A 21,098-nucleotide genomic window follows, 5' to 3' on the forward strand; every position below is an offset into this window, starting at 1 on the left:
GGCCCGCCTCGCCTTCGCCCAGGAGCTCGGAGCGGTGCGGGTGACCCTGGCGGAGGGGCCGGTGGAGCTTTACTCCGAAGGGCTGGGCGAATGGGTTCCGGTCGAGAGGAACATGCCCTTGCTGGAGGGCGACAGCATCTGGGTGGGGGAGGACGGAAGGGCGGAGGTCCATTTCGCGGGGGGCACGTGGGCCAGGCTTGCCGGGGGCACGTCCCTTGCCATCGGGGAGGCTGACGGGAGCAGGGTCCTTCTCTCCCTGGAGGCCGGGCGCCTGTACGTGAGGGACGGGGGCAGACTGGACGAAGTCGTGGTGGAAACCCCCTCGGCTCGCGTGGTGGCAAGGGGAGGCGCCGCGTTGGCCCTCGAGGTGGACGGCGCCACCACGGTCTCGGTCCTTAAGGCCGCGGCAAGGGTGGAGGCCGGCCAGAGGTGGAGGAGACTCGGGGCCGGGGAGTCCCTTACCGTCCACGAAGACGGCTTCATGGAGCAGGCCGCCTTGGACACCGAGGGAGCCTGGCTGGCCTGGAACCTCCACAGGGACGACCTCATCGGCTCTTCTTCGGCCAGCGCCAGGTATCTCCCGGAGGATCTGCGCGAATACGGCCATGACCTCGACGACAACGGCCGATGGGTTTACGTGAGGGACTACGGCTACGTATGGACGCCTGCCGTCTCCCTTACCATCGGGTGGGCCCCCTACAGGGAAGGAAGGTGGCTGTGGATAGGCGGCCAGTACGTCTGGATATCTTACGAGCCCTGGGGCTGGGTGCCGTATCACTACGGCCGATGGCTCCGCCTGAGGGGAGTCGGCTGGTGCTGGGTTCCGCCCCACAGGCGAGCCCCGCTCTGGAGGCCCGCCCTGGTGGCCTGGGTCTACACCCCTTCCTATGCCGCCTGGGTGCCCCTGGGGCCCCGGGACGCCTATGACTGGCCCGGCGGCCTGAGCTACCTGGACGTGGCCATCTCCACCTCTCACCTTTCCCTGCGGCTTCAGAACATCCGCGTTGCGGGCTCGGTCACCGTGGTCAAGAAGGGTGCCTTCCTCGGAGGGAAGCTGGTCCATCTCAAACGGGCGCCGAACCCCTTCCTCAGGGGCGGGGCCTTTGTGGGCCCGCCCCGGTGGAAGGCCAAGGCGACGCACCGCAAGGACCCTCGCCCGAGGGCCATCGCAAAGCGTGACATGTACCGCAAGAAGGGGGAAGGGCGGACGATGCGCTCTCATCCGCCCGGGCAAGGCCGCGCTCGTGTGGACAGGCCGGTCCGCCCCGCCCCCCGAATGGAGAAGGAACACAGGCGAAACGTGGAGATGCCCGCCCATCCCCTCCGGGAAGTAAAGAAGGGTTCGAGGCGGGTGACGAAGCGTCCCTCCCGGGTTTCCCGGCACCCGGAGAAAGAGCGTGCGGTGGTACAGAAGAGGTCTTCCCGCACGGTGCAAAAAAGAGAGAAGGAGCGCAGGCGGCACGAGAACAAGCTGACCCGCGTCATTCCCAGGGAGGAGCGCCGGCCGGAGGCGAAACGGCCTTCCCGGAGCCGCCCGAATGTCGAGAAGAAGCGGCCCGTGCGGCGCCCCGGGGTGGAGCGTCCCAGGGCGGTGGAGCGCCGGCCGAAGCAGGAGAGCGGGGGAGGAAAAGGCCGGGATGCGCGGAGGGTGGAAGCCTCCAAAAGCAGGAAGGACAAGGAGGCCCCGCTCAAGGGGAGAGGGGGCCTGGTCCGTGCCCGTGGCCGGGTGAGATGAGGAGCTTTTCTTGTTGATTTCTTACTGCCACATGAGTATACTCTACCAGTATCCTTCAGCCCTGAAAGCTCCAAGGGGGACAGGCTATGAACCAGATGCCGGACGTGGGCCCTCTCATGCCCGAAATTTACCTTGCCGGTGCGGCCCTCCTCATCATGGTCGTGGACCTGGTGGTAAAACGGAAAGAGACCATCGCCGTTTTGAGCTTCCTGGTCACCATCGGCGTGGGCGTGAGCCTTCTTGCCGCCCGGGGTGTGGCCTTCGAGGGAATGTACGTGGCCGATGCCTACGGGGCCTTTTTCAAGCTTATCTTCCTGCTGACCCTGGGTCTCTCCATCCTCATCTCCATCAAGTACATCGCCGTGGAGCGGTCGAGTTTCGGGGAGTACTATAGCCTTCTGCTCTTTGCCACCCTGGGGATGATGCTCATGGCCTCCGCCGGAGACCTCATCGTCCTGTATCTCGGCCTCGAGCTGATGGCGCTTTCCACGTACGTCCTGACGGGTTTCATCCGGCACAACCGGAAATCCAACGAGGCGGCCATCAAGTACTTCCTTCTGGGCGCCTTCTCCTCCGCGATGCTGCTTTACGGCATATCCCTGACCTACGGGCTGACCGGTACAACGGACATCAGGGGCGTGGCTTCCTATATCGCCTCGGCCGGGCTGGCCACGAACGGGGCGCTTTTCGTGGCGGTGCTTCTCTTTGTGGTGGCCCTGGGGTACAAGATTGCGCTGGCTCCGTTTCACATGTGGGCGCCCGACGTGTATGAAGGCGCTCCCACCTCGATTACGGCCTACCTCTCCGTAGGGCCGAAGGCGGCGGCCCTGGCGGCACTGGGACGGGTCTTTCTCATCGGCTTCGGGGAGCTTCACGTGACGTGGGCCCATGTGCTGGTGCCGGTGGCCGTGCTGACCATGGCGGTGGGAAACGTCCTGGCCCTATCGCAGCACAACATCAAACGGATGCTTGCCTACTCCTCCATCGCCCACGCCGGCTACGCCTTGCTCGGTCTGGTCGCCGGAACGGCGGCGGGAGTGGCGGGGCTGATGAACTACATGTTCATCTACGCCTTCATGAACATCGGCGCCTTCGCGGTGGTCATCCTGTTGAGGCGGGAGGGCTATAACGGCGACTATATTTCCGACTACGAAGGGCTCTCCAAGACGCATCCGCTCCTGGCGGCCCTGATGCTGGTGTTCATGTTCTCCCTGACGGGCATACCGCCGACGGCGGGGTTCATGGCCAAGTTCTATGTCTTCATGGCCGCCATTAACGCCGGCTACACCTGGCTCGTGGTGGTTGCTCTCATCTTCAGCGTGGTCTCGGCCTACTTCTACCTCCGCATCGTCATGTACATGTATATGCGGGAGCCTCAGACCGAGGTCAAGCTGTCCACCTCGCCGGGCATCAACGTGGCCCTGGCCGTGACAACGGCTGCCGTCATCGTCCTGGGCATTCTGCCCTCCCGGGTCTCGGCGATTCTGGACGTTGCGAAGTCCGCCGCCGAGGGCTTCCTCCGCTGAGCGCCGCGGCTTAGGAATGAAAAAGGGCCGGAAGGCCCTTTTTTTGTGCGCGGTCCGCCCCGCCAGAGCGCCCGCCCTACTCGAACAGGTTGGCCAGAAGGTCCGTCTTTTCTCCGATGCGGCGGACGACGTCCTGCCTCTCCGCCCGAAGCTGGTCTATTTCCTCGGCCAGGTTGAACAGGGTCAGGACCATGGCCTTCGTGGGGGTGATGTGGGGGGCTTTGGCGAGAATCTCGTTCAATCTGCCTTCGATAAACCGGGCCAGCTCCCGGATGTGCTCGGCCGAGGCATCGCCCTTGATGGTGTATTTCTGACCCAGGATGTAGACGTCCGTGCCCGGCATGCTACCTGACCTCGATGGTCTCCAGCTCATTCAGGAGGTCGTTTATCTGGTCCTTGATGAGGTTCTTCTCCGAGCTGAGGACGCGTATCTGCTCGTCCCGCTCGCGCAGCTCGTTTTCGAGCTCCTTCACCCGTGCGTCCAGGGCGGCCTTCTCTTCCTTGAGCGTCTTGACTTTCTCTATGGCCGACGCAATCTTCTGCTCCAGGTCTTTCAGGGCCTCCATAGCGGGTTTTCCTCCTTGTGGCGTCTCCTCTCCCACGCCGGGGGTATCGTCGAATAAAGGTGCCATTGGTTTTTTTCGGGGCCAAGCCCGCTACAGTATATCAAAATTGTCCGGGGCCTGTCCGCCCCGGCCGAGCCGGTACCAGTAGTACGAAGTAAGGATGCGTTTCACATAGTTCCTCGTCTCCGAGAAAGGAATGTCCTCGATGAACTCGTCGTCCGCTTCGTAGCCCCCTTCAAGCCACTCCCTGACCCGGCCCGCTCCGGCGTTGTAAGCGGCCAGGGCCGCGGGGATGCTCTCGAACTCATTGAGAAGCCCCTTCAGGTACCGCGAGCCCAGGGTAATGTTGTTGCGGACGTCATAGATGGAGGCCGCGCCGTCCAGGCTCAAGCCCAGGCTCTTGGCGGTCCTCCGGGCCGTCCGGGGCATGAGCTGCATGAGCCCTATCGCCCCGGCGCTTGAACAGGCCTCGGGGTCGAAACGGCTCTCCTCCCGCATGAGGGAGAGGACGAGGAAAGGGTCCAGTCCGGACTTCCCCGAAACCTCCTGCACCGTCTTCCAGTAGGCCATGGGATAGACGACGGCGTCCGGCCGCATGGTCTCCGGCACCCGGGTGGTCAGGAGCATGGCCTCACGGTATTTTCCCAGTTGGACGAGCTTCCGGGCTATGTCCAGGACCTCCCGGGAGGAGCGGGCCGAGCCGGCCCGGGCCTTGAGCTCCCCGACCGCCTCCTCCCGGAGGCCGACTTCCATGAGGATGTCTATTCTTTCCATGGGCAGGGGGGTGGGGGCTTCCTTTTGCTTCTTCACGGAGGCCGAGGCATTCAGGACCTTCGTCTTTCTCCGGCTCAGGAAGCTGTAGTAATCGTCCTCTCCGAGTTCCGCGTAAAGGCGGGAGGCGTCCCCGCCCGTGCGCTCCAGGGCCCGGGCCTGCCAATACAGGTATTTGCTCGACGTGTGCTTCTCGTGAAGCTCCCGGAAGACATCGCGGGCCTTCGCATACTCTTTCGTCCTGTAAAGGGTCCACCCCTTGTACCAGAGGGCATCCTCTTCGAAGCGGGGAAACTGCTCGGCGACCCTGGAGAGAAAAAGAAGGGCCTCCTGCACGTCGCCTTTGCGGCGGATACCGTTGGCCTGGGCGATGAGGAGAGTGGCTGCTTGGTCGTCCTTTCGGGAGATAAGCTCGTCCAGGACCCTCTGAAAAGCCTCCTCCATGCCCACCCTCAGGTAGGCCCGTGCGGCCAGGGGGAGATTTCCCACCTTCTCCAGTATCCGGCCGGCCTGGTGATACTTCTTCTGCATGAAAAGGACGAAGCCGAGCCTCCCCAGGACCTCCTTGCGGGGCAGGTCCGTATCCTTACGGAGAAGCTCCCGCAGGATTCCCTCCGCCCGCCCGTAGTTCCTGTTTTCCCTGAAGGCCAAGGCTCGCCTGAAAAGCTCTTCCTCCGTCAACGCGCTGTCCTCAAGGAGCGCGTAGGCCTCTTCGGAGACCGGACATGCCTCTATGTAGAGGTTCTTCAGGACCCGATCGGCCTCCCCGGTGCGGCCCCTCTTCTTCAGAAGCCCGCCGTAGCGGAGGCGCATATCCGTATCCGAGGGGTAGTCCGCCGTGTAGGACTTCATGAGCTCAAGGGTGCGGTCCCAGTCCCCGGCCTCGGCACTCAGAATCTCCGTCTTTCGTGCCTCCTGCATGAGCGGCGTCTGCGGATAGTCCTCGAGGAGCTTGCCCACCGCGGCCAGGGCCTCCTCGTGCCTTCCCATCTCCTGAAGGGCCCGGGCCGAGTACAGGAGGGCATAGTCCCCCACGGCCGGGAGGTCGGCTGCGGCTTTTGTGAGATAGGGCAGGGCGTCCTCCGCCCTGTTTTCCTTCAGGAGGCCTGCACCCCGGCGCAGCGCCTCCTTCGCCTCATCCGGGGATGCCCGGAGAGGGGAAGACGCAAGACAAGCCTGCAGAAAAATGCAGAGAAAAAGGAAGCATAGCGGCCTTACGCCTTTCATGCGCCAATCTCCAGAAGCTCCCGGCCGGTGGACTGGGCCAGGCCCCGGTGAGCGACGCCTCCCCGGTACGTGTTGAGCGCGGTCCTCAGAGCCCCGTCTTCACGGATGGCCCTTTCGGGCCCCAGTGCGGCCAGCCGCCTGAGATAAGGCAGGGTGCTGTTTGTAAGGGCCAGGGTGGAGGTGCGCGGGTAGGCCCCCGGCATGTTGGCCACGGCGTAATGAAGGATGCCGCTTACATCGTAGACGGGCTCATCGTGCGTGGTCGGCCTGGTGGTCTCCACGCAGCCGCCCTGGTCCACCGCAACATCGACGATGACGGAGCCGGCCTTCATGAGGGAGACCATCTCCCTGCTGACCAGCATGGGAGCCCGCTTCCCCGCCACCAGGACCGCGCCCACCAGGATGTCGGCCTCCCTGATCTGTTTGCTGATATTGAACTGCGTGGCCGGGAGGGTCTCGATAATCCCGCGGAAGGTCCAGTCCAGCTCCTTCAGCCGGTCGATGCCTCTGTTCAGGACGGTAACGCGCATGCCGAGGCCCTGGGCCACCCGGGCCGCATTGGAGCCCACAACGCCGGCGCCCAAGATGACCGCCCGGGCCGGGAGCACACCCGTGGCCCCCGCCGGGAGCACGCCCGAGCCCCCGCGGGGCTTCTGGAGAAAAAAGGCCCCCATAAGAGCACTCATCCGTCCGGCTATCTCGCTCATGGGGGCAAGCAGGGGCAGGCCGCCCCGCTCCTCAAGGGTCTCATAGGCGAAGGCCGTGATGTTTTTCTGAAGAAGCAGGTCGGTAAGCTCGGGCTGGGCAGCCAGATGCAGGAAGGTCAGCAGGGCGGTTCCTTTCCCGAAAAAGCCGAACTCCTCGGGCAGGGGCTCTTTCACCTTGACGATGAGCCCGGCCTCGCCGAAGACCTGCTCCCTCTGGCAGAGCGTGGCCCCGGCCTGCTCGTACTCCTCGTCGCCGAAAGCGCTGCCCAGTCCCGCGCCTTTCTCGATGAGGACCCGGTGTCCGTCAGAGAGGAGCTCCGAGACTCCGCCCGGGGTTACCGCCACTCTGTACTCCTGGGCTTTGATCTCCCTGGGGACACCAATAACCATGGACTATATTAACAATACGAGCGGTACTTAGCAATGATAATCTGAAGTATCACTGGAAGTTCTTGGAAGCGTGCGATTTCTCGGAATTTTCCCTGTATCGAAGGGCTCCATGATGGGGTTTTCAGGAGACGGGAATGAGGATGGGAAAGTGGAGGCGGCGACCGGATTTGAACCGGTGAATGGAGGTTTTGCAGACCTCTCCCTTAGCCACTTGGGTACGCCGCCTGAAAAAAATGGAGCGGGTGGCGGGATTCGAACCCGTGACCCCAACCTTGGCAAGGTTGTGCTCTACCACTGAGCTACACCCGCTTACTCACTCAAGACCGGTACGCGCGCCGACCTTTCACGCGCACCCTTAAGGTATAATACATAGTAATGAAATTAAGGGTTTTTTGTCAACATGCTGTACCCTGACTTCGGGGAATTTACCCGTCTCTCCGGGCAAGGCAACCTGGTGCCGCTGGTGCGGGAGATGCTCTCGGACCTGGACACCCCGGTCTCGGCTTTTCTCAAGCTCGACGAGAAGCCGTCCTTTCTGCTGGAGAGCGTCGAGGGAGGGGAGAAATGGGCCCGGTACTCCTTCATCGGGTTCAGGCCCCACAAGGTCATTCGCTCCTGGGGGCGGCACGTGGAAATTTCCGGAGAGAGCGGCACCGAGGCCTTCGATGTGGACGACCCCATCGAGCTGTTCCGCGGGCTGATGTCCCAGTACCGCCCGGTGACGGTGCCCGGCCTGCCCCGGTTCTCGGGCGGACTGGTGGGGTACCTGGGATACGACATGGTGCGCTTCATTGAGGACCTCCCCGGCAACAACGTCCGGGGACTTGACGTTCCGGACTCCTTTCTCATGCTCACCGACACCATGCTCATTTTCGACAACCTCAAGCAGACCATCAAGGTCCTTACTAACGTCCACCTGGACGGGCGGAGCCCGGAGGAGGCCTACGGGCAGGCCGCGGAGAAGCTCGAAGACATCGTCTCCCGCCTTCGCCGTCCTGTGGCCGTGCCCCCGCGGAGGAGCCGGCCCGAAGGACGGGGCGGGCATGATTTTCTCTCTTCCTTCGGCAGCAGGGAGGACTTTGAGCGAGCCGTCTTGAGGGTAAAGGAGTACATCCATGCCGGGGACATCTTCCAGGCCGTCCTTTCCCAGAGGTTCGAGCGCCCCACCGACGTGGCCCCGTTTGACATCTACCGGGCCCTCCGGGTGGTGAACCCGTCGCCTTACATGTACTTCATCGACACCGGCGATGTGCACGTGGTGGGCTCCTCCCCCGAGATACTCATCCGTCTGGAGGACGGCAAGGTCACCCTGAGGCCCATCGCCGGCACCCGGAGGCGCGGCCTGACCGAGGAGGAGGACCGGGCCCTGGAGGCCGAGCTCAAGGCCGACCCCAAGGAAGTGGCAGAGCACATCATGCTTGTGGACCTGGGGAGAAACGACGTGGGAAGGGTCTCCGAGATAGGCTCGGTCAGGGTGACGGACCTCATGAGCATCGAGCGCTACAGCCACGTCATGCACATGGTGTCAAACGTGCAGGGTTCCCTCTCTCCGGGGCTGGACGCCTTTGACGTCCTCAGGGCGAGCTTCCCCGCGGGCACGGTGACCGGGGCCCCGAAGATACGGGCCATGGAGATTATCGACGAGCTGGAGCCCACGCGGCGGGGGCCCTACGCGGGCTCCGTGGGCTATTTCAGCTATTCCGGAAACATGGATACGTGTATTACAATACGCACCTTGCTCGTGAAGAACGGTAAGGCCCACGTGCAGGCGGGGGCGGGCGTGGTCTCCGACTCCCTGCCCGACAGGGAATATACCGAGACGGTCAACAAGGCCATGGGCATGATGAAGGCCGTGGACATGGCCGAGGCCGGGCTGGAGTGAACCGACATGCTCCTGATGATAGACAACTACGATTCCTTTACCTATAACCTGGTCCAGTACCTGGGGGAGCTGGGGCAGGAGATAAGAGTGGTCCGCAACGACAAGGCCACCATCGCCGAGATAGAGGCCATGGAGCCCGAGTATATCGTCATCTCTCCCGGCCCGTGCACGCCCAGGGAGGCGGGCATCTCGGTGGAGGTGGTCCGCAACCTGGTGGGCAAGGTGCCCATCCTTGGCGTGTGCCTGGGCCATCAGTCCCTGGGGGCGGCCTTCGGGGGCGACATCGTGGGGGCCAGGTGCCTCATGCACGGAAAGATTTCCCGGATTCACCACGACGGAAAGACCATCTTCGAGGGCATCGAGAATCCCTTCGTGGCCACGCGCTACCACTCCCTGGTCATTCGCCCGGAGAGCCTTCCGGACTGCTACGATCTCAGCGCCTGGACCGACGACGGCGAGATCATGGCCATCCGGCACAAGGAGCACGTCTTGGAGGGCGTCCAGTTCCATCCGGAGTCCATTCTCACCACCGTGGGGAAGGACATACTGAGGAATTTTCTGAATCTGGGGAGGGGGCGATGATAAAGGAGGCGATAGGCATTCTGGTGGGGGGTATCGACCTCTCCGAGGAAGAGATGACGGCATGCATGACCGAGATAATGGAAGGGGTGGCCCGCGACGCCCAGATAGGGGCGTTCCTGACGGCCCTCAGGATGAAGGGCGAATCGGTCACGGAGATTACCGGGGCGGCCCGGGTGATGCGCGAGAAGGCCAACCGCATAGAGGCGCCGCCGGGCACGCTGGACACATGCGGGACCGGCGGGGACATGGCCGGCACCTTCAACATCTCCACCACGACGGCCCTGGTGGTGGCGGCCGCCGGCGTGCCGGTGGCCAAGCACGGCAACAGGTCCGTCTCCAGCGAATCGGGGAGCGCGGACGTCCTGGACGCCCTGGGTGTGAAGATAGACCTTCCGCCGGAGAAAGTGGAGCGCTGCCTCCGGGAGACGGGCTTCGGGTTTCTCTTCGCCCCCCTGTTTCACCCGGCCATGAAGTTCGCCATCGGTCCCCGGCGCGAGTTGGGGGTGCGGACCATCTTCAACATCCTGGGGCCCATAACCAACCCGGCCGGGGCGAAGCGGCAGATTGTGGGGGTCTTTGCCCACAGCCTCACCGAGACCCTCTGCCGCGTGCTGGGCAACCTGGGGGCCGAGGACGCCATGGTGGTGCACGGCGAGGACGGCCTGGACGAGATAACCATTACGGACGGAACGATGGTCTCACGCTGGAGGGACGGACGGGTGGAGAGCTCCGTCATCGCACCCGAGGACTTCGGCTTCAAGAGGGCCGACGTGGAGGACATCTCCGGGGCCGACAAGGAGACCAACGCCAGGATAACCCTGGCCGTCCTGGGCGGGGAGCGGGGGCCCAGGCGGGACGTGGTCATCATGAATTCGGCCGCCGCTTTGCTGGTGGCGGGCAAGGCCCGGGACCTCCGGGAAGGGGCGGAGAGGGCGGCCGGGGCCATCGATTCGGGCAGGGCGCTGGCCAAGCTCAAGGAGATAAGGGCGCTGACGCAGGGCGCGTAGGATATCGCATATAGACTGAAAGACGGGGGAGCTCCGCGAGCTCCCCCGTTTCCGTGACGGCACGCCTTGCTCAATATCCGCTGGATAGTGCAAAATATGAGCTAATCTCTTGTGGGAGAAGGGAATTGAGCATAAAAGCAGCGGTCGTGGGGGTCGGTTACCTGGGCAGGCACCATGCGCGGATATACGCCGACCTCGAGGGAGTGGAGCTGGTGGGCGTGGTGGACAGCGACCCGGAGGCACGGGCCTCCGTTGCGGCCCGGTGCGGATGCAAGGCCTTCGCGGATTACCACGATGTCCTCGATGATGTGCAGGCCCTGAGTATCGCCACGCCGACGTCCACGCACCACGAGATAGCCCTCGCCTGCCTCCGGGCGGGAAAGGACCTCCTGGTGGAAAAACCCCTCGCCTCCACGGTACGGGAGGCCGACGCCCTGGTGGAGGAGGCGGACAAGAGGGGGTGTGTGCTTCAGGTGGGGCACCTGGAGCGGTACAACCCCGCCGTGGTGGCCGTCGCCGGGCTGGTCAGGGAGCCGGAGTTCATAGAGTCCGAGCGGGTTTCGCCCTTTCTGGGCAGAGGCACCGACGTTGACGTCACGTTGGACCTGATGATACATGACGTGGACATCGTGACCAGCCTTCTGGGCGGGGCGGAGGTAGCGGACGTCCGGGTCGTGGGGGCCAAGGTGCTCACGGACAAGGTGGACGTGGTCAAGGCCTGGGTGGACTTCGAGGGAGGCGTATCGGCCCTGATTACGGCCAGCCGCATCTCCCGGGCCAAGCAGCGCCTTCTGAAGATATACCAGAAAGACGGGTTCCTCCTGCTGAACTATCAGGACCTGAGAATCACGCGTCATTTTAAGAACGGCACGGGAGACATCCGGACCGAGGTCATGGATGTGGAGGCCAGGGAGCCGCTCAGGGAGGAGCTTTCCGATTTCATCCAGTGCGTGCGTTGGCGCCGCCGCCCCCGGGTCTCGGGCCGCGAGGGACGCAATGCCCTCCGCGTGACGCTGGACATCACGAGCAAGATAAGGAACGCAAGCGGAATATGATCCAGATGGTCAATCTCAAGAAGCACTTCGAGGAAATCAGGGACGAGGTCGTGGACACGCTGATTGAGGTCCTGGAGAGCACGCGCTATGTGCTCGGCCCCCACGTGGAGGAGTTCGAAAGGGCGGTGGCGGACTACTGCGGCGCCGCCGAGGGCGTGGGGGTTGCCTCCGGGACGGACGCCCTTCACCTGTCGGTCAAGGGGCTCGGCATCGGCAAGGGAGACGAGGTCATCACCACGCCCTTTACCTTCTTTGCCACCGTGGAGTCCATCATGTACGAGAACGCCACGCCGGTCTTCGCGGACATCGAGCCCGATACGTTCAACATCGACCCGGCGAAGATAGAGCAGAGGATAACACCCCGCACCAGGGCCATCATGCCGGTGCATATGTTCGGGCATCCCGCCGACATGGACGGCATCATGGACATCGCCCGGAGGCACGGCCTCCGGGTCATCGAGGACTGCGCCCAGGCCTTCGGAGCCGGCATCCGGGGCAGAAAGGTAGGCGGCTTCGGGGATACCGGCTGCTTCAGCTTCTACCCGAGCAAGAACCTCGGGGCCTTCGGCGATGGGGGCATGGTGGTCATGAAGCACAACGGGGCGATGGCCGCGGAGATGAGGAGGCTCAGAAACCACGGCTCCCGGGGAGGGTATGCCCATGAGAGCGTAGGGTTCAACAGCCGGCTCGACGAGCTGCAGGCGGCTTTTCTGCTCATCAAGATGAAGAGAATAGACACCTATAACGAAAAGCGGAGGGCCAAGGCGGCCCTTTACACCGAGGCCCTCTCGCCCCATGCCGCATGCCCGGTGCAGAGGGACGGCTGCGTGCACGTCTATCACCAGTACACCATCCGCACGGCCCGGCGCGATGAGGTCCAGCGGAAGCTCCGCGAGGCGGGCATCGCCTCCACCATCTACTATCCCGTGCCCGTGCACCTTCAGCCTGCCATGGCTTCCATGGGCTTCAAGGCGGGGGATTACCCGGTGGCCGAGCAGGCGTCCCGCGAGGTCCTCTCCCTGCCCATCTGTCCGGAGACCGAGGAGTCCACAATCTCGCGGGTTTCAGAGGTTATCGCCAAGGTCTGAGAGGGGGCCCGAAGGCCCGTGGCATGGGGGAGAAAACGGTCATGATAGTTGCCGGGGAGAGTTCCGGCGAACTGTACGGCGCCCTCCTGGCCGGGGAGCTCCGGAACCTCATGCCCGGCGTGCGCATCCTGGGCGTGGGGGGCCAGAGGATGAAGGAGGCCGGCGTGGAGGTCTTTGCCGGCATCGCCGGGGCCTTCGGCCTGACCGAGGCCCTCTCGGCGTACCGGGACGTCCGCCGGAGCTATCGGAAGGCGGTGGGTGCGCTCACGAAGGACAGGCCCGACGTCGTCGTCCTCATCGATTACCCGGACTTCAATTTTCGCCTGGCCGCGCGGGCGAAGGAGCAGGGCATCCCCGTGCTCTACTACGTAAGCCCCCAGGTGTGGGCGTGGCGGAGGGGAAGGGTGAAGACCATGGCCCGTATAGCCGACAGGGTGGCCGTGGTCCTGCCCTTCGAGGAGGAAATATACAGGGAGGCGGGCCTGCCGTGCGAGTTCGTCGGACACCCCGTCCTGGACGATATGTCTTCCCCCACCGGGGACAAGGCGAAGGCCAAGGAGGCCCTGGGCCTCGAGGCGGACAGGCCGTACCTGGCCGTTTTGCCGGGGAGCAGGCGGAGCGAGCTTTCCAGGCTCCTGCCTCTCGTGCTCGCTGTGGTGCGTGGTTTCCGGGCGAGGCACCCGGAGTATGGATACGTTCTTCCCGTTGCCCCCAACGTACGGATGGAAGAGTACAGGTCCTGGTTCGACGCCCTGAAACGGGAGGGGGTGGCCGTCACGCACGAGGGGGCCGTCCTGGCCTTCGATGCTTCGGAGGCGGCCGTGGTGGCCTCCGGGACGGCCGCCTTGCAGGCGGTTCTGAGGGAGGTGCCCCTCGTGGTCATCTACAAGGTCTTTCCTCTGACCTATTTTCTGGGCAGGATCTTCATCAATGTGAAGTTCATCAACATCGCCAACCTCATCTTGGGAAGGGAGGCCGTGCCCGAGCTCATTCAGAAGGAGGCGACGCCGGAGGGAGTCCTCGAGGCCCTGGAGCCCCTCCTGGCCGAGGGGAGCCGGAGGGAGCGGATGCTTGAAGACCTGAGGGCGGTAAAGGGCATGTTCGGGGAGCGCCGCCCGTCGCGGCGGGTGGCCGAGATGGCGGCCGAGATGGCCGGGGGCCGGGCATGAAGAGACTTCTTTCCATTGTTGCACCCTACAGGGACCGCGTCATCCTGAGCGCCCTCTGCAGCACTGTCGTGAGCGCTGCCAACGGCTCCCTGGCCTGGCTGGTCAAGCCCGCGGTGGACAAGATTTTCATCCAGGGCAATAGCGGCTACCTTGTCCTCATCGGCCTGGGCGTTGCCGCGGTCTTTCTGCTCAGGGGGGTCTTCAGCTTCGCCCAGAACTACCTCATGCACTCGGTGGGGGCCAAGATAGTCCGGGACATAAGAAACGACCTCTTCAGCCACATGGCCTACCTTCCCCTCAGCGACTTCGGCGCGGAGAGCACGGGGGCAATGATGTCGCGCGTCATAAGCGACGCCGCTACGCTCCAGGAGCTTCTGGCCCTCCGGGTCAAGGACCTGTTCGTCCGCACCGGGACCATCCTGGTGCTGGTAGGGGTGGCCTTCTACCGCCGCTGGGACTTGACGCTCATCGCGCTCACGGTGCTGCCCTTTGCGTTCTACGCGGTGGGCAGGCTGGGAAAGAGGCTCAAGAGGGTCTCGGTGAAGGCCCAGATGAAGCTCGCCAACATATCCGAGTCGCTGGCCGAAGGCATCCGGGGCATCAAGATTGTCAAGTCCTTCAACATGCAGGACCGGGAGACGGCGCGTTTCCGCGAGATGACCCAGAGCTACTACCGCGAGTACATGCGGAGCATCCGCATCAGGGAGACCGCCGGGCTTATCATGGAGGTCGTGGCGGGTGCCGGGATTGCCGTCATCATCTATTACGGCGGCACCCTGGTGGCCGGAGGAGCCATGTCCTCGGGGGACTTCTTCTCGTTTCTGGCCGCCATTTTCATGGTCTATACGCCGGCCAAGAAACTTGCCCAGATAGGAAATTCGCTCCAGCAGGCCCGGGCCTACGTCACCCGCATCGACGAGGTCCTGTCCAAGAGCCCGGAGCCCGAGGGGGCCCACGACCTTCAACCTTTCGAGAAGGCCATCGCCTATGAGTCCGTCTCCTTCCGCTATCCCGGCAGGGAGAGCGACGCCGTCCGCGGCGTGGACCTCGCGGCGCGAAAAGGGGAGCTGGTGGCCCTGGTCGGCCGGAGCGGCTCGGGGAAGACCACCCTCCTGGACCTCCTTTCCCGGTTTTATCTTCCGCAGGAGGGGCGCATCCTGATAGACGGGATGGACATAAGCCAGGCGAGCCTCCGCTCCCTGAGGGGGCAGATAGGCGTCGTGAGCCAGGACGTCCTGCTTTTCAACGGTACGGTGGGGGCCAACATCGCCTATGGCAAAGAGGACGCCGGCCCCGAAGAGGTTGAGAGGGCGGCCCGCGCAGCCTTCGCCCATGATTTCATCATGGAGCTTCCCCAGGGCTACGAGACGGTCATCGGCGAGGGAGGGGCGCGTCTGTCGGGCGGCCAGAGGCAGCGGATATCCATCGCCCGGGCCATCTTGAAGGACCCGCCCATCCTCATTCTGGATGAGGCCACCTCATCACTGGACACCCAGTCGGAGCTCATGGTGCAGCGCGCCCTGGATACGTTGATGGAGAAACGCGAGGCCACCCCGGAGGGCCTGACGGGGAGTGCCTCTTCGGGTTCTTATGGCGGCCCCTCTTCCGGAAAAACCGTCTTTGTCATAGCGCACCGGCTCTCCACCATCCGGAAGGCCGACCGGATAGTCGTCCTGGAGGACGGCAGGGTCAAGGAGGAAGGAAGCCACAAGGAACTCCTCGCCCGGGGCGGCATATACCGCGAGCTTTATGCCCTCCAGGGGAGCCCGGATGCTCGCCCTCTATAGCGCCCTGTACTCGCTGGCCCTTGCCGCCCTCTTTCCCCGCGAGTACGGAAAGAGGCGGGGGGAGCTCAGGCGGCGCTGGCTGGGCGAAAGGCTGGGGGGGCTGCCCCCGCGCGAGAGCTCCCGCCCGCTTGTCTGGCTCCATGCCGTCTCGGTGGGCGAGGTGGCCGCATCCGTTCCCTTCGTACGGGGGCTCACGGAGCGCCATCCGGGGCTTGACGTCGTGGTCTCCACCGTCACCGACACCGGACAGGCCGTGGCCAGGGAAAGGCTCGGCCGTCTTGCCCGGGTGGTTTATGTGCCGTTCGACCTTCGCCTGAGCGTCAGGAGGGCCCTCGCCCGCCTGAGGCCGAGCCTTTTCATCGCCATGGAGACCGAGCTCTGGCCCAACACGTTCCGGGCCATGCGGGAGGCCCAGGTGCCTGTGGTTATCCTGAACGGGCGCATATCGGAGAGCTCCTTTAGGGGATACCGGAAGGTGCGGTTTCTGATGAGGCGGGTTCTCCGGGACGTCACGCTCTTTTGCATGCAGGACGATGAATACGCCCGGCGCATCCGGGAGCTGGGGGCCGGGGAGGAAGACGTCCTGGTGACCGGCAGCTTCAAGTTCGACGTCACGGCCAAAGGCGGCGACATCCCGTGGGCGGGAGGCCTCACGGGGCCGGTCGTGGTGGCGGGAAGCACCCACCGGGGGGAGGACGAGATAATGCTCGGCCTTTTTCGGGCGCTCAAGCAGGATTTTCCCGCTTTGACCCTTATCCTGGTGCCGAGGCATCCGGAAAGGTTCGACGAGGTGGACGCCCTGGTGAGAAAGGAAGGCTTGCCCCTGGTGAGAAGGACCGGCCTGAGCGGGGGGGAGCGCGTGTCGGGCTCTGTGGTTCTCCTGGACACGGTGGGGGAACTTTCCTCCGTCTACGGCATCGCCGATGTGGTCGTCATGGGGGGAAGTTTTATCAGGCACGGGGGGCAGAACCCCCTGGAGGCCATGGCCTGGGGCAAGCCGGTGGTGTGTGGCCCGCACATGGAAAACTTCCATTTTATCAAGGAGTTCTACGACAGGGGCGCGGCGATTGAGGCCCGGGAGAATACGCTTGCACAAAGCGTGAGAGGCCTGCTTTCTTCCCCTCAAAAGAGGCAGTCCATGGGGGCGCGCGCCCGGGACATCCTCAAGGCGAACCAGGGGGCGGTGGGCAGGGCGCTGGATGCGGTGGAGCGGTTTCTGCCTGCACTCCCATGAGGGTGCTTGAGCTTGCATACTACCTCGGCTTGAGGGCCAGGACTTCTTATGACGCGTGGCGCGCGCGGAAGCTCCCCGTCCCGGTCATAAGCATCGGCAACATCACCACGGGCGGCACCGGGAAGACCCCGGCCACGGCTGCACTTGCCGCCGAGGCGGCGCGCAGGGGCAGGAGGCCCTGCGTGCTTACCCGGGGCTACAGGGGGCGGCTCAAGGGCCCGGCCCTGGTCTCTCCGGACATGGAGGAGGCCCAGGCGGGGGACGAGGCCCTTCTTCTTGCGGAGAAGCTGGTCGGGGTTCCGGTGGTGAAGGGGAAAGACCGGTATGCCTCCGGGATGTATGCCCTTACGAGCGCACCCCGGCCCGACCTCTTCATCCTGGATGATGGGTTTCAGCATAGGCGGCTTGTGCGGGACGTGGATGTGCTTCTCATCAATGCCGCCAGCCCCTTCGACAACGGCAGGCTCCTTCCCGTGGGGCACCTGCGGGAGCCCCTCCCGGCGATGAAGAGGGCCCACGCCATCGTCCTGACGCGCAGCGACTGCGTGAGCGAGGACGCGATAGACGGCCTCACCCGTGCCGTCCGCCGCCATAACGCTCACGCCCCGGTATTCCGGGCGGTCCACGGGCCGTCCTTCGTAAGGACCCTGGAGGGGGAGCGAAGGCCCCTCACGTGGCTTCGGGGCAGGCGCCTCTATGCCTTCTCGGGCATCGCCGGCGGGTCTTCTTTCGAGGAAACTCTCCGGAAAGCCGGCGCAGAGGTGGCCGGGGGAAGGGTTTTCGGGGACCACCACAGGTACGGCGAGGGGGAGGTGCGGGGCCTTTCCGGGGCGGCCCGCGAGTGCGGCGCTTCTTGGATAATAACGACCGAAAAGGATATAATGAGGCTGCGGGGCATGGCCCGACTGCCGGAAAACCTTATCGCCCTCGGGATAGAGTTTGTCGTCCCGCGGGAATTTTATGAGTACGTGCTTTCGCCGGAGCGCCTGGCCTGAGGAGGATGTATGCTGCGGTACATGGACGTCAAGAGTTCCAACAGGAATGAACTCATCGACATCACCAGGGATATCGAAAAGCAGCTTGGAAACGCCGGCGCCAAGGACGGCGTCTGCTACGTCTACGTTCCCCACACCACCGCCGCGGTGACCATCAACGAAGGTGCCGACCCCAGCGTGAAGACCGACATCCTGGACTCTCTCAGTCGGCTCGTGCCCCGGGACATGCACTACAGGCACGCAGAGGGCAACGCCGACGCCCACGTGAAATCGACGATCGCGGGCGCCTCGCAGTTCATTCCCGTCAAGGGCGGCAAGCTGGCCCTGGGCACATGGCAAAGCGTGTACTTTTGCGAATTTGACGGCCCCAGGAACCGACGAGTGGCCATCCAGTTTATCCCCGGCGACTGATGCAGAGTTTCGACGTCATTATCGTGGGCACTGGCCCGGCCGGGATTTTTGCGGCCCTGGAACTTGTGGGTGCCGGAGGTTCCGGCCTCAAGGTCCTCATGGTGGAGAAGGGCAACGACATCGAGCGCCGCCGCTGCCCCATGATGATCAAGGACATCTCCTGCCGGACGTGCGACGAGTGCGCGGTGGTCAGCGGCTGGGGAGGGGCCGGGGCTTACAGCGACGGCAAGCTCAACCTGTCGCCGGACGTGGGGGGCTTCCTGCTGCGCTACATGGGGCGGGACGAGCTGGAGGGCTTGATTGACTATGTGGACGGCGTGTACCTTTCCTTCGGGGCGCCCAGGAAGCTCTACGGCGGGGACCGCAAGCACGTAGAGGAGTTGAAGGAAATCGCCTCGAGGAACGACCTGGAGTTCCTGCCCACCCGCGTGCGGCACATCGGCACGGACCGCTGCCTCACGGTGCTCCGGGCCATGGAGGAGCATCTGAAAAAGCACGTCACCGTGCTCTTTGACGCCGAAGTGGACCGTGTCCTGGTCAGGAAGAGGCAGGTGCAGGGGGTGCGGCTCTCCGACGGGAGGGAGTACCGGGCTCCCCATGTCGTCCTGGCCCCGGGGCGGGAGGGCTCGAAGTGGCTTGAGAGGGAGACCCGGCGGCTCAGGCTCTCCACGCTCCAAAACCCCGTGGACGTGGGCGTGCGGGTGGAGGTGCCGGCATCGGTGCTCAAGCACCTGACCGACGCCACCTACGAGCCCAAGCTCCACTTCTACTCCAAGACCTTCGAGGACCGGGTGCGGACCTTCTGCGTCAACCCCTACGGGGAGGTGGTGAAGGAGTACCTCAAGGGCATATGGACGGTCAACGGCCACAGCTACGCGGGGCGGCGCACCGAGAACACGAACTTCGCCCTCCTGGTGAGCACGACGTTCACGGAGCCCTTTCACGAGCCCATCTCCTACGGGCGCTACATAGCGGGGCTGGCGAACTTTCTGGGGAAGGGCGTCATCGTGCAGAGGCTGGGGGACCTGCTGGCGGGCAGGCGGTCCACGCCGGAGCGCATCGAGCGCGGACTGGTCGCGCCCACCCTGAAGGACGCCACGCCGGGGGACCTGAGCTTCGTCATCCCGTACCGGTACCTTGCCGACATCATGGAGATGCTGGAGGCCATGGACAGGTTGGCCCCGGGCGTGCACTCGCGCCATACCCTGCTTTACGGCATAGAGGTGAAGTTCTACTCCATGCAGTTGAGGTTGTCCAACGGCTTTGAGACCGAGGTGCAGAACCTCTTTGCCGCGGGCGACGGAGCAGGCGTAAGCAGGGGGCTCATCCAGGCCTCCGTCTCCGGCGTCGTGGCCGCACGGGAGATACTCTCTCGCGCCGGGGCTCCCACCGCCCCGGCCAGGAAGAAAGCTTCCCCCCGCAGAGGCGGACCGGAGCCTACCGGATAAGGCCCAGGAAGGTCTGGGCCACGGAGACCGGCTCTCCGTGAACCCTCTCTAGGAGATGGGCCACGGTGGGGTGCATGAAGCTCAGGAAAGCGTTGGGGTACACGCCTATCCAGAATATCAGGACGACCATGGGCGCGAGCGTGAGGATCTCCCGGAGGTCCAAGTCGCCGAGCCCCTCCACCTTGGGATTCGTGTCCACAAAGAAGATGCGCTGGTAGAGCCAGAGCATGTAGGCCGCTCCGATGATGATGCCCGTGGCCGCCAGCGCGCCCGCCCATCCACTGTAGGTGAACCCTCCCAGGATTATCAGAAACTCTCCAATGAACCCGTTCAGGCCCGGCAGGCCGATGGAAGCGAGGGTCAGGACCATGAAAAGCCCCGCGTAGACGGGAAGCACGGTGGCCACCCCGCCGTAGTCTTTTATCTCGCGGGTATGGGTGCGCTCGTAAATCATCCCCACCGCAAGGAAGAGGGCGCCGGTGACGACGCCGTGGTTTATCATCTGAAGGATGCCCCCTTCCACGCCCTGGATGTTCAGGGCGAAGATGCCCAGGGTGACGAACCCCATGTGGCTCACCGAGCTGTAGGCGATGAGCCGCTTCAGGTCGGTCTGGGCGAGGCAGACGATGCCGCCGTATATGATGGCGATGATGGACAGGACGATCATTATGGGCGTCATGGCAAGGGCCGCGTCGGGGAAAAGCGGCAGGGAGAACCTGAGGAAGCCGTAGGCCCCCATCTTGATGAGGATGCCCGCCAGGATGACGCTGCCCGCCGTGGGCGCCTCCGTGTGGGCGTCCGGCAGCCAGGTGTGCACCGGAAACATGGGCACCTTGACGGCAAAGGCCGCGAAGAAGGCCCAGAAGAGCCAGAGCTGCATGCCGTAGGGAAAGTTCATCCGGGAGAGCTCCCGTATGTCGAAGGTGCCCCCGGAATACCAGTGCAGGACGATGATGCCCACCAGCATGAGGACGCTTCCCACCAGGGTGTAGAGGAAGAACTTGATGGCCGAATAGATCCGCCGGGGCCCTCCCCATACGCCGATGAGAAGGAACATGGGGATGAGCATGGCCTCCCAGAAGATGTAAAAGAGGAAGAAGTCCAGCGAGCAGAAAACGCCTATCATCGCGGCCTCGATGAGCAGGAGAGAGCTGTAGAACTCCTTCGTGTGCTTCGTGATGGCGTTCCAGGAAACCATCACGCAGGTGATGGTGATGACGGCCGACAGGAGCACGAAAAGAACGCTCAGGCCGTCCACCCCGAGGGCGTAGTACACGTTCATCGCGGAAATCCATGCGTGGCTCTCCACGAACTGCATCTCGTGCGTCGTCTTGTCGAAATGGGTGAAAAGGGGCAGGGCCGCCAGGAAGGTCGCGATGCTGAAGACGAGGGCCGTGGACTTTATCCGCGTTTCGCTGGAGCGCTTCAGCAAAAGGATGGCGGCCGCTCCCACCACCGGGAGGAATATGACGATTGTCAGAATTGGATAGCCTACGCTGTTCATCTCGCTCCTGCCCT

The 21,098-nt window shown here is 64.0% G+C and carries 18 protein-coding genes and 2 tRNA genes; 13 read left to right on the top strand and 7 right to left on the bottom strand.

Going from position 1 to position 21,098, the window contains the following annotated elements:
• Together P8Y39_02410 and P8Y39_02415 are read left to right on the top strand one after the other, a co-directional pair.
• A partial coding sequence (locus P8Y39_02410; protein MEJ2191191.1) for a FecR domain-containing protein occupies nucleotides 1-1,735 on the top strand: 1,735 nt, incomplete at its 5' end.
• Nucleotides 1,736-1,821: 86 nt separating this feature from the next.
• Complete coding sequence (locus P8Y39_02415; GenBank protein MEJ2191192.1) at nucleotides 1,822-3,261, top strand: NADH-quinone oxidoreductase subunit N; 1,440 nt, start codon at nucleotides 1,822-1,824, stop codon at nucleotides 3,259-3,261.
• A 76-nt stretch (nucleotides 3,262-3,337) separates the two neighbouring features.
• Here the strand turns inward: P8Y39_02415 and P8Y39_02420 are convergent, their stop codons facing one another.
• The 6 genes from P8Y39_02420 to P8Y39_02445 all read right to left on the bottom strand — a co-directional run bounded on the left by P8Y39_02420 (nucleotide 3,338) and on the right by P8Y39_02445 (nucleotide 7,231).
• Entirely contained in the window at nucleotides 3,338-3,604 is a 267-nt protein-coding gene (locus tag P8Y39_02420; GenBank protein MEJ2191193.1) for a cell division protein ZapA, read from the bottom strand.
• 1 nt (nucleotide 3,605) lies between these two features.
• Entirely contained in the window at nucleotides 3,606-3,827 is a 222-nt protein-coding gene (zapB, locus tag P8Y39_02425; GenBank protein ID MEJ2191194.1) for a cell division protein ZapB, read from the bottom strand.
• Between the two features lie 90 nt (nucleotides 3,828-3,917).
• Complete coding sequence (locus tag P8Y39_02430; GenBank protein ID MEJ2191195.1) at nucleotides 3,918-5,825, bottom strand: transglycosylase SLT domain-containing protein; 1,908 nt, start codon at nucleotides 5,823-5,825, stop codon at nucleotides 3,918-3,920.
• The gene (ald, locus tag P8Y39_02435; protein ID MEJ2191196.1) at nucleotides 5,822-6,922 is read right to left on the bottom strand and encodes an alanine dehydrogenase; all 1,101 of its coding nucleotides are present in this window, start codon (nucleotides 6,920-6,922) and stop codon (nucleotides 5,822-5,824) included. The genes P8Y39_02430 and ald overlap by 4 nt, the downstream gene beginning before the upstream one ends.
• A gap of 149 nt (nucleotides 6,923-7,071) precedes the next feature.
• Nucleotides 7,072-7,147, bottom strand: a tRNA-Cys gene (locus P8Y39_02440).
• Nucleotides 7,148-7,156: 9 nt separating this feature from the next.
• Nucleotides 7,157-7,231, bottom strand: a tRNA-Gly gene (locus tag P8Y39_02445).
• Between the two features lie 91 nt (nucleotides 7,232-7,322).
• On the opposite strand from P8Y39_02445, the gene trpE reads away from it, so the two are divergent.
• The 11 genes from trpE (at nucleotide 7,323) to P8Y39_02500 (ending at nucleotide 19,580) form a co-directional block, all read left to right on the top strand.
• The gene (gene trpE / locus P8Y39_02450; protein ID MEJ2191197.1) at nucleotides 7,323-8,804 is read left to right on the top strand and encodes an anthranilate synthase component I; all 1,482 of its coding nucleotides are present in this window, start codon (nucleotides 7,323-7,325) and stop codon (nucleotides 8,802-8,804) included.
• Between the two features lie 6 nt (nucleotides 8,805-8,810).
• Entirely contained in the window at nucleotides 8,811-9,386 is a 576-nt protein-coding gene (locus P8Y39_02455; protein MEJ2191198.1) for an aminodeoxychorismate/anthranilate synthase component II, read from the top strand.
• A complete protein-coding gene (gene trpD, locus P8Y39_02460; protein MEJ2191199.1) occupies nucleotides 9,383-10,393 on the top strand; it encodes an anthranilate phosphoribosyltransferase in 1,011 nt (336 codons plus the stop codon). The genes P8Y39_02455 and trpD overlap by 4 nt, the downstream gene beginning before the upstream one ends.
• A gap of 125 nt (nucleotides 10,394-10,518) precedes the next feature.
• Nucleotides 10,519-11,448 carry a Gfo/Idh/MocA family oxidoreductase gene (locus tag P8Y39_02465; protein MEJ2191200.1) on the top strand — a complete coding sequence of 310 codons (930 nt, stop codon included), beginning with the start codon at nucleotides 10,519-10,521 and terminating at the stop codon, nucleotides 11,446-11,448.
• Entirely contained in the window at nucleotides 11,445-12,536 is a 1,092-nt protein-coding gene (locus P8Y39_02470; GenBank protein MEJ2191201.1) for a DegT/DnrJ/EryC1/StrS family aminotransferase, read from the top strand. Before P8Y39_02465 ends, P8Y39_02470 begins: the two co-directional genes overlap by 4 nt.
• A 23-nt stretch (nucleotides 12,537-12,559) precedes the next feature.
• Nucleotides 12,560-13,705: a lipid-A-disaccharide synthase gene (lpxB, locus tag P8Y39_02475; protein ID MEJ2191202.1), complete on the top strand. Its 1,146-nt coding sequence runs from the start codon at nucleotides 12,560-12,562 to the stop codon at nucleotides 13,703-13,705.
• Nucleotides 13,702-15,492 (top strand): ABC transporter ATP-binding protein, encoded by a 1,791-nt coding sequence (locus P8Y39_02480; GenBank protein MEJ2191203.1) that lies wholly within the window; start codon nucleotides 13,702-13,704, stop codon nucleotides 15,490-15,492. The genes lpxB and P8Y39_02480 overlap by 4 nt, the downstream gene beginning before the upstream one ends.
• Nucleotides 15,476-16,726 (top strand): 3-deoxy-D-manno-octulosonic acid transferase, encoded by a 1,251-nt coding sequence (locus P8Y39_02485; protein MEJ2191204.1) that lies wholly within the window; start codon nucleotides 15,476-15,478, stop codon nucleotides 16,724-16,726. Before P8Y39_02480 ends, P8Y39_02485 begins: the two co-directional genes overlap by 17 nt.
• A 2-nt stretch (nucleotides 16,727-16,728) precedes the next feature.
• The gene (lpxK, locus tag P8Y39_02490) at nucleotides 16,729-17,721 is read left to right on the top strand and encodes a tetraacyldisaccharide 4'-kinase (protein ID MEJ2191205.1); all 993 of its coding nucleotides are present in this window, start codon (nucleotides 16,729-16,731) and stop codon (nucleotides 17,719-17,721) included.
• A gap of 9 nt (nucleotides 17,722-17,730) precedes the next feature.
• The gene (locus tag P8Y39_02495; GenBank protein MEJ2191206.1) at nucleotides 17,731-18,132 is read left to right on the top strand and encodes a secondary thiamine-phosphate synthase enzyme YjbQ; all 402 of its coding nucleotides are present in this window, start codon (nucleotides 17,731-17,733) and stop codon (nucleotides 18,130-18,132) included.
• Nucleotides 18,129-19,580, top strand: a complete 1,452-nt coding sequence (locus tag P8Y39_02500; GenBank protein MEJ2191207.1) for an NAD(P)/FAD-dependent oxidoreductase — start codon at nucleotides 18,129-18,131, stop codon at nucleotides 19,578-19,580. Before P8Y39_02495 ends, P8Y39_02500 begins: the two co-directional genes overlap by 4 nt.
• Here the strand turns inward: P8Y39_02500 and P8Y39_02505 are convergent.
• On the bottom strand, nucleotides 19,570-21,084 hold the full coding sequence (locus tag P8Y39_02505; protein MEJ2191208.1) for an NADH-quinone oxidoreductase subunit M: 1,515 nt from the start codon (nucleotides 21,082-21,084) through the stop codon (nucleotides 19,570-19,572). The genes P8Y39_02500 and P8Y39_02505 overlap by 11 nt on opposite strands.
• Nucleotides 21,085-21,098 lie beyond the last annotated feature (14 nt).

The sequence above is a fragment of the Nitrospirota bacterium genome, from assembly GCA_037386965.1.
Lineage (GTDB): Bacteria > Nitrospirota > Thermodesulfovibrionia > Thermodesulfovibrionales > JdFR-86 > JARRLN01.

Coding starts and splice junctions, on each gene's coding strand:
- ald (MEJ2191196.1), bottom strand. CDS start 6,922: ATGGTTATTGGTGTCCCCAGGGAGATCAAAGCCCAGGAGTACAGAGTG.
- P8Y39_02505 (MEJ2191208.1), bottom strand. CDS start 21,084: ATGAACAGCGTAGGCTATCCAATTCTGACAATCGTCATATTCCTCCCG.
- P8Y39_02495 (MEJ2191206.1), top strand. CDS start 17,731: ATGCTGCGGTACATGGACGTCAAGAGTTCCAACAGGAATGAACTCATC.
- zapB (MEJ2191194.1), bottom strand. CDS start 3,827: ATGGAGGCCCTGAAAGACCTGGAGCAGAAGATTGCGTCGGCCATAGAG.
- lpxB (MEJ2191202.1), top strand. CDS start 12,560: ATGGGGGAGAAAACGGTCATGATAGTTGCCGGGGAGAGTTCCGGCGAA.
- P8Y39_02480 (MEJ2191203.1), top strand. CDS start 13,702: ATGAAGAGACTTCTTTCCATTGTTGCACCCTACAGGGACCGCGTCATC.
- trpD (MEJ2191199.1), top strand. CDS start 9,383: ATGATAAAGGAGGCGATAGGCATTCTGGTGGGGGGTATCGACCTCTCC.
- trpE (MEJ2191197.1), top strand. CDS start 7,323: ATGCTGTACCCTGACTTCGGGGAATTTACCCGTCTCTCCGGGCAAGGC.
- P8Y39_02455 (MEJ2191198.1), top strand. CDS start 8,811: ATGCTCCTGATGATAGACAACTACGATTCCTTTACCTATAACCTGGTC.
- P8Y39_02485 (MEJ2191204.1), top strand. CDS start 15,476: ATGCTCGCCCTCTATAGCGCCCTGTACTCGCTGGCCCTTGCCGCCCTC.
- P8Y39_02420 (MEJ2191193.1), bottom strand. CDS start 3,604: ATGCCGGGCACGGACGTCTACATCCTGGGTCAGAAATACACCATCAAG.
- P8Y39_02430 (MEJ2191195.1), bottom strand. CDS start 5,825: ATGAAAGGCGTAAGGCCGCTATGCTTCCTTTTTCTCTGCATTTTTCTG.
- P8Y39_02470 (MEJ2191201.1), top strand. CDS start 11,445: ATGATCCAGATGGTCAATCTCAAGAAGCACTTCGAGGAAATCAGGGAC.
- P8Y39_02415 (MEJ2191192.1), top strand. CDS start 1,822: ATGAACCAGATGCCGGACGTGGGCCCTCTCATGCCCGAAATTTACCTT.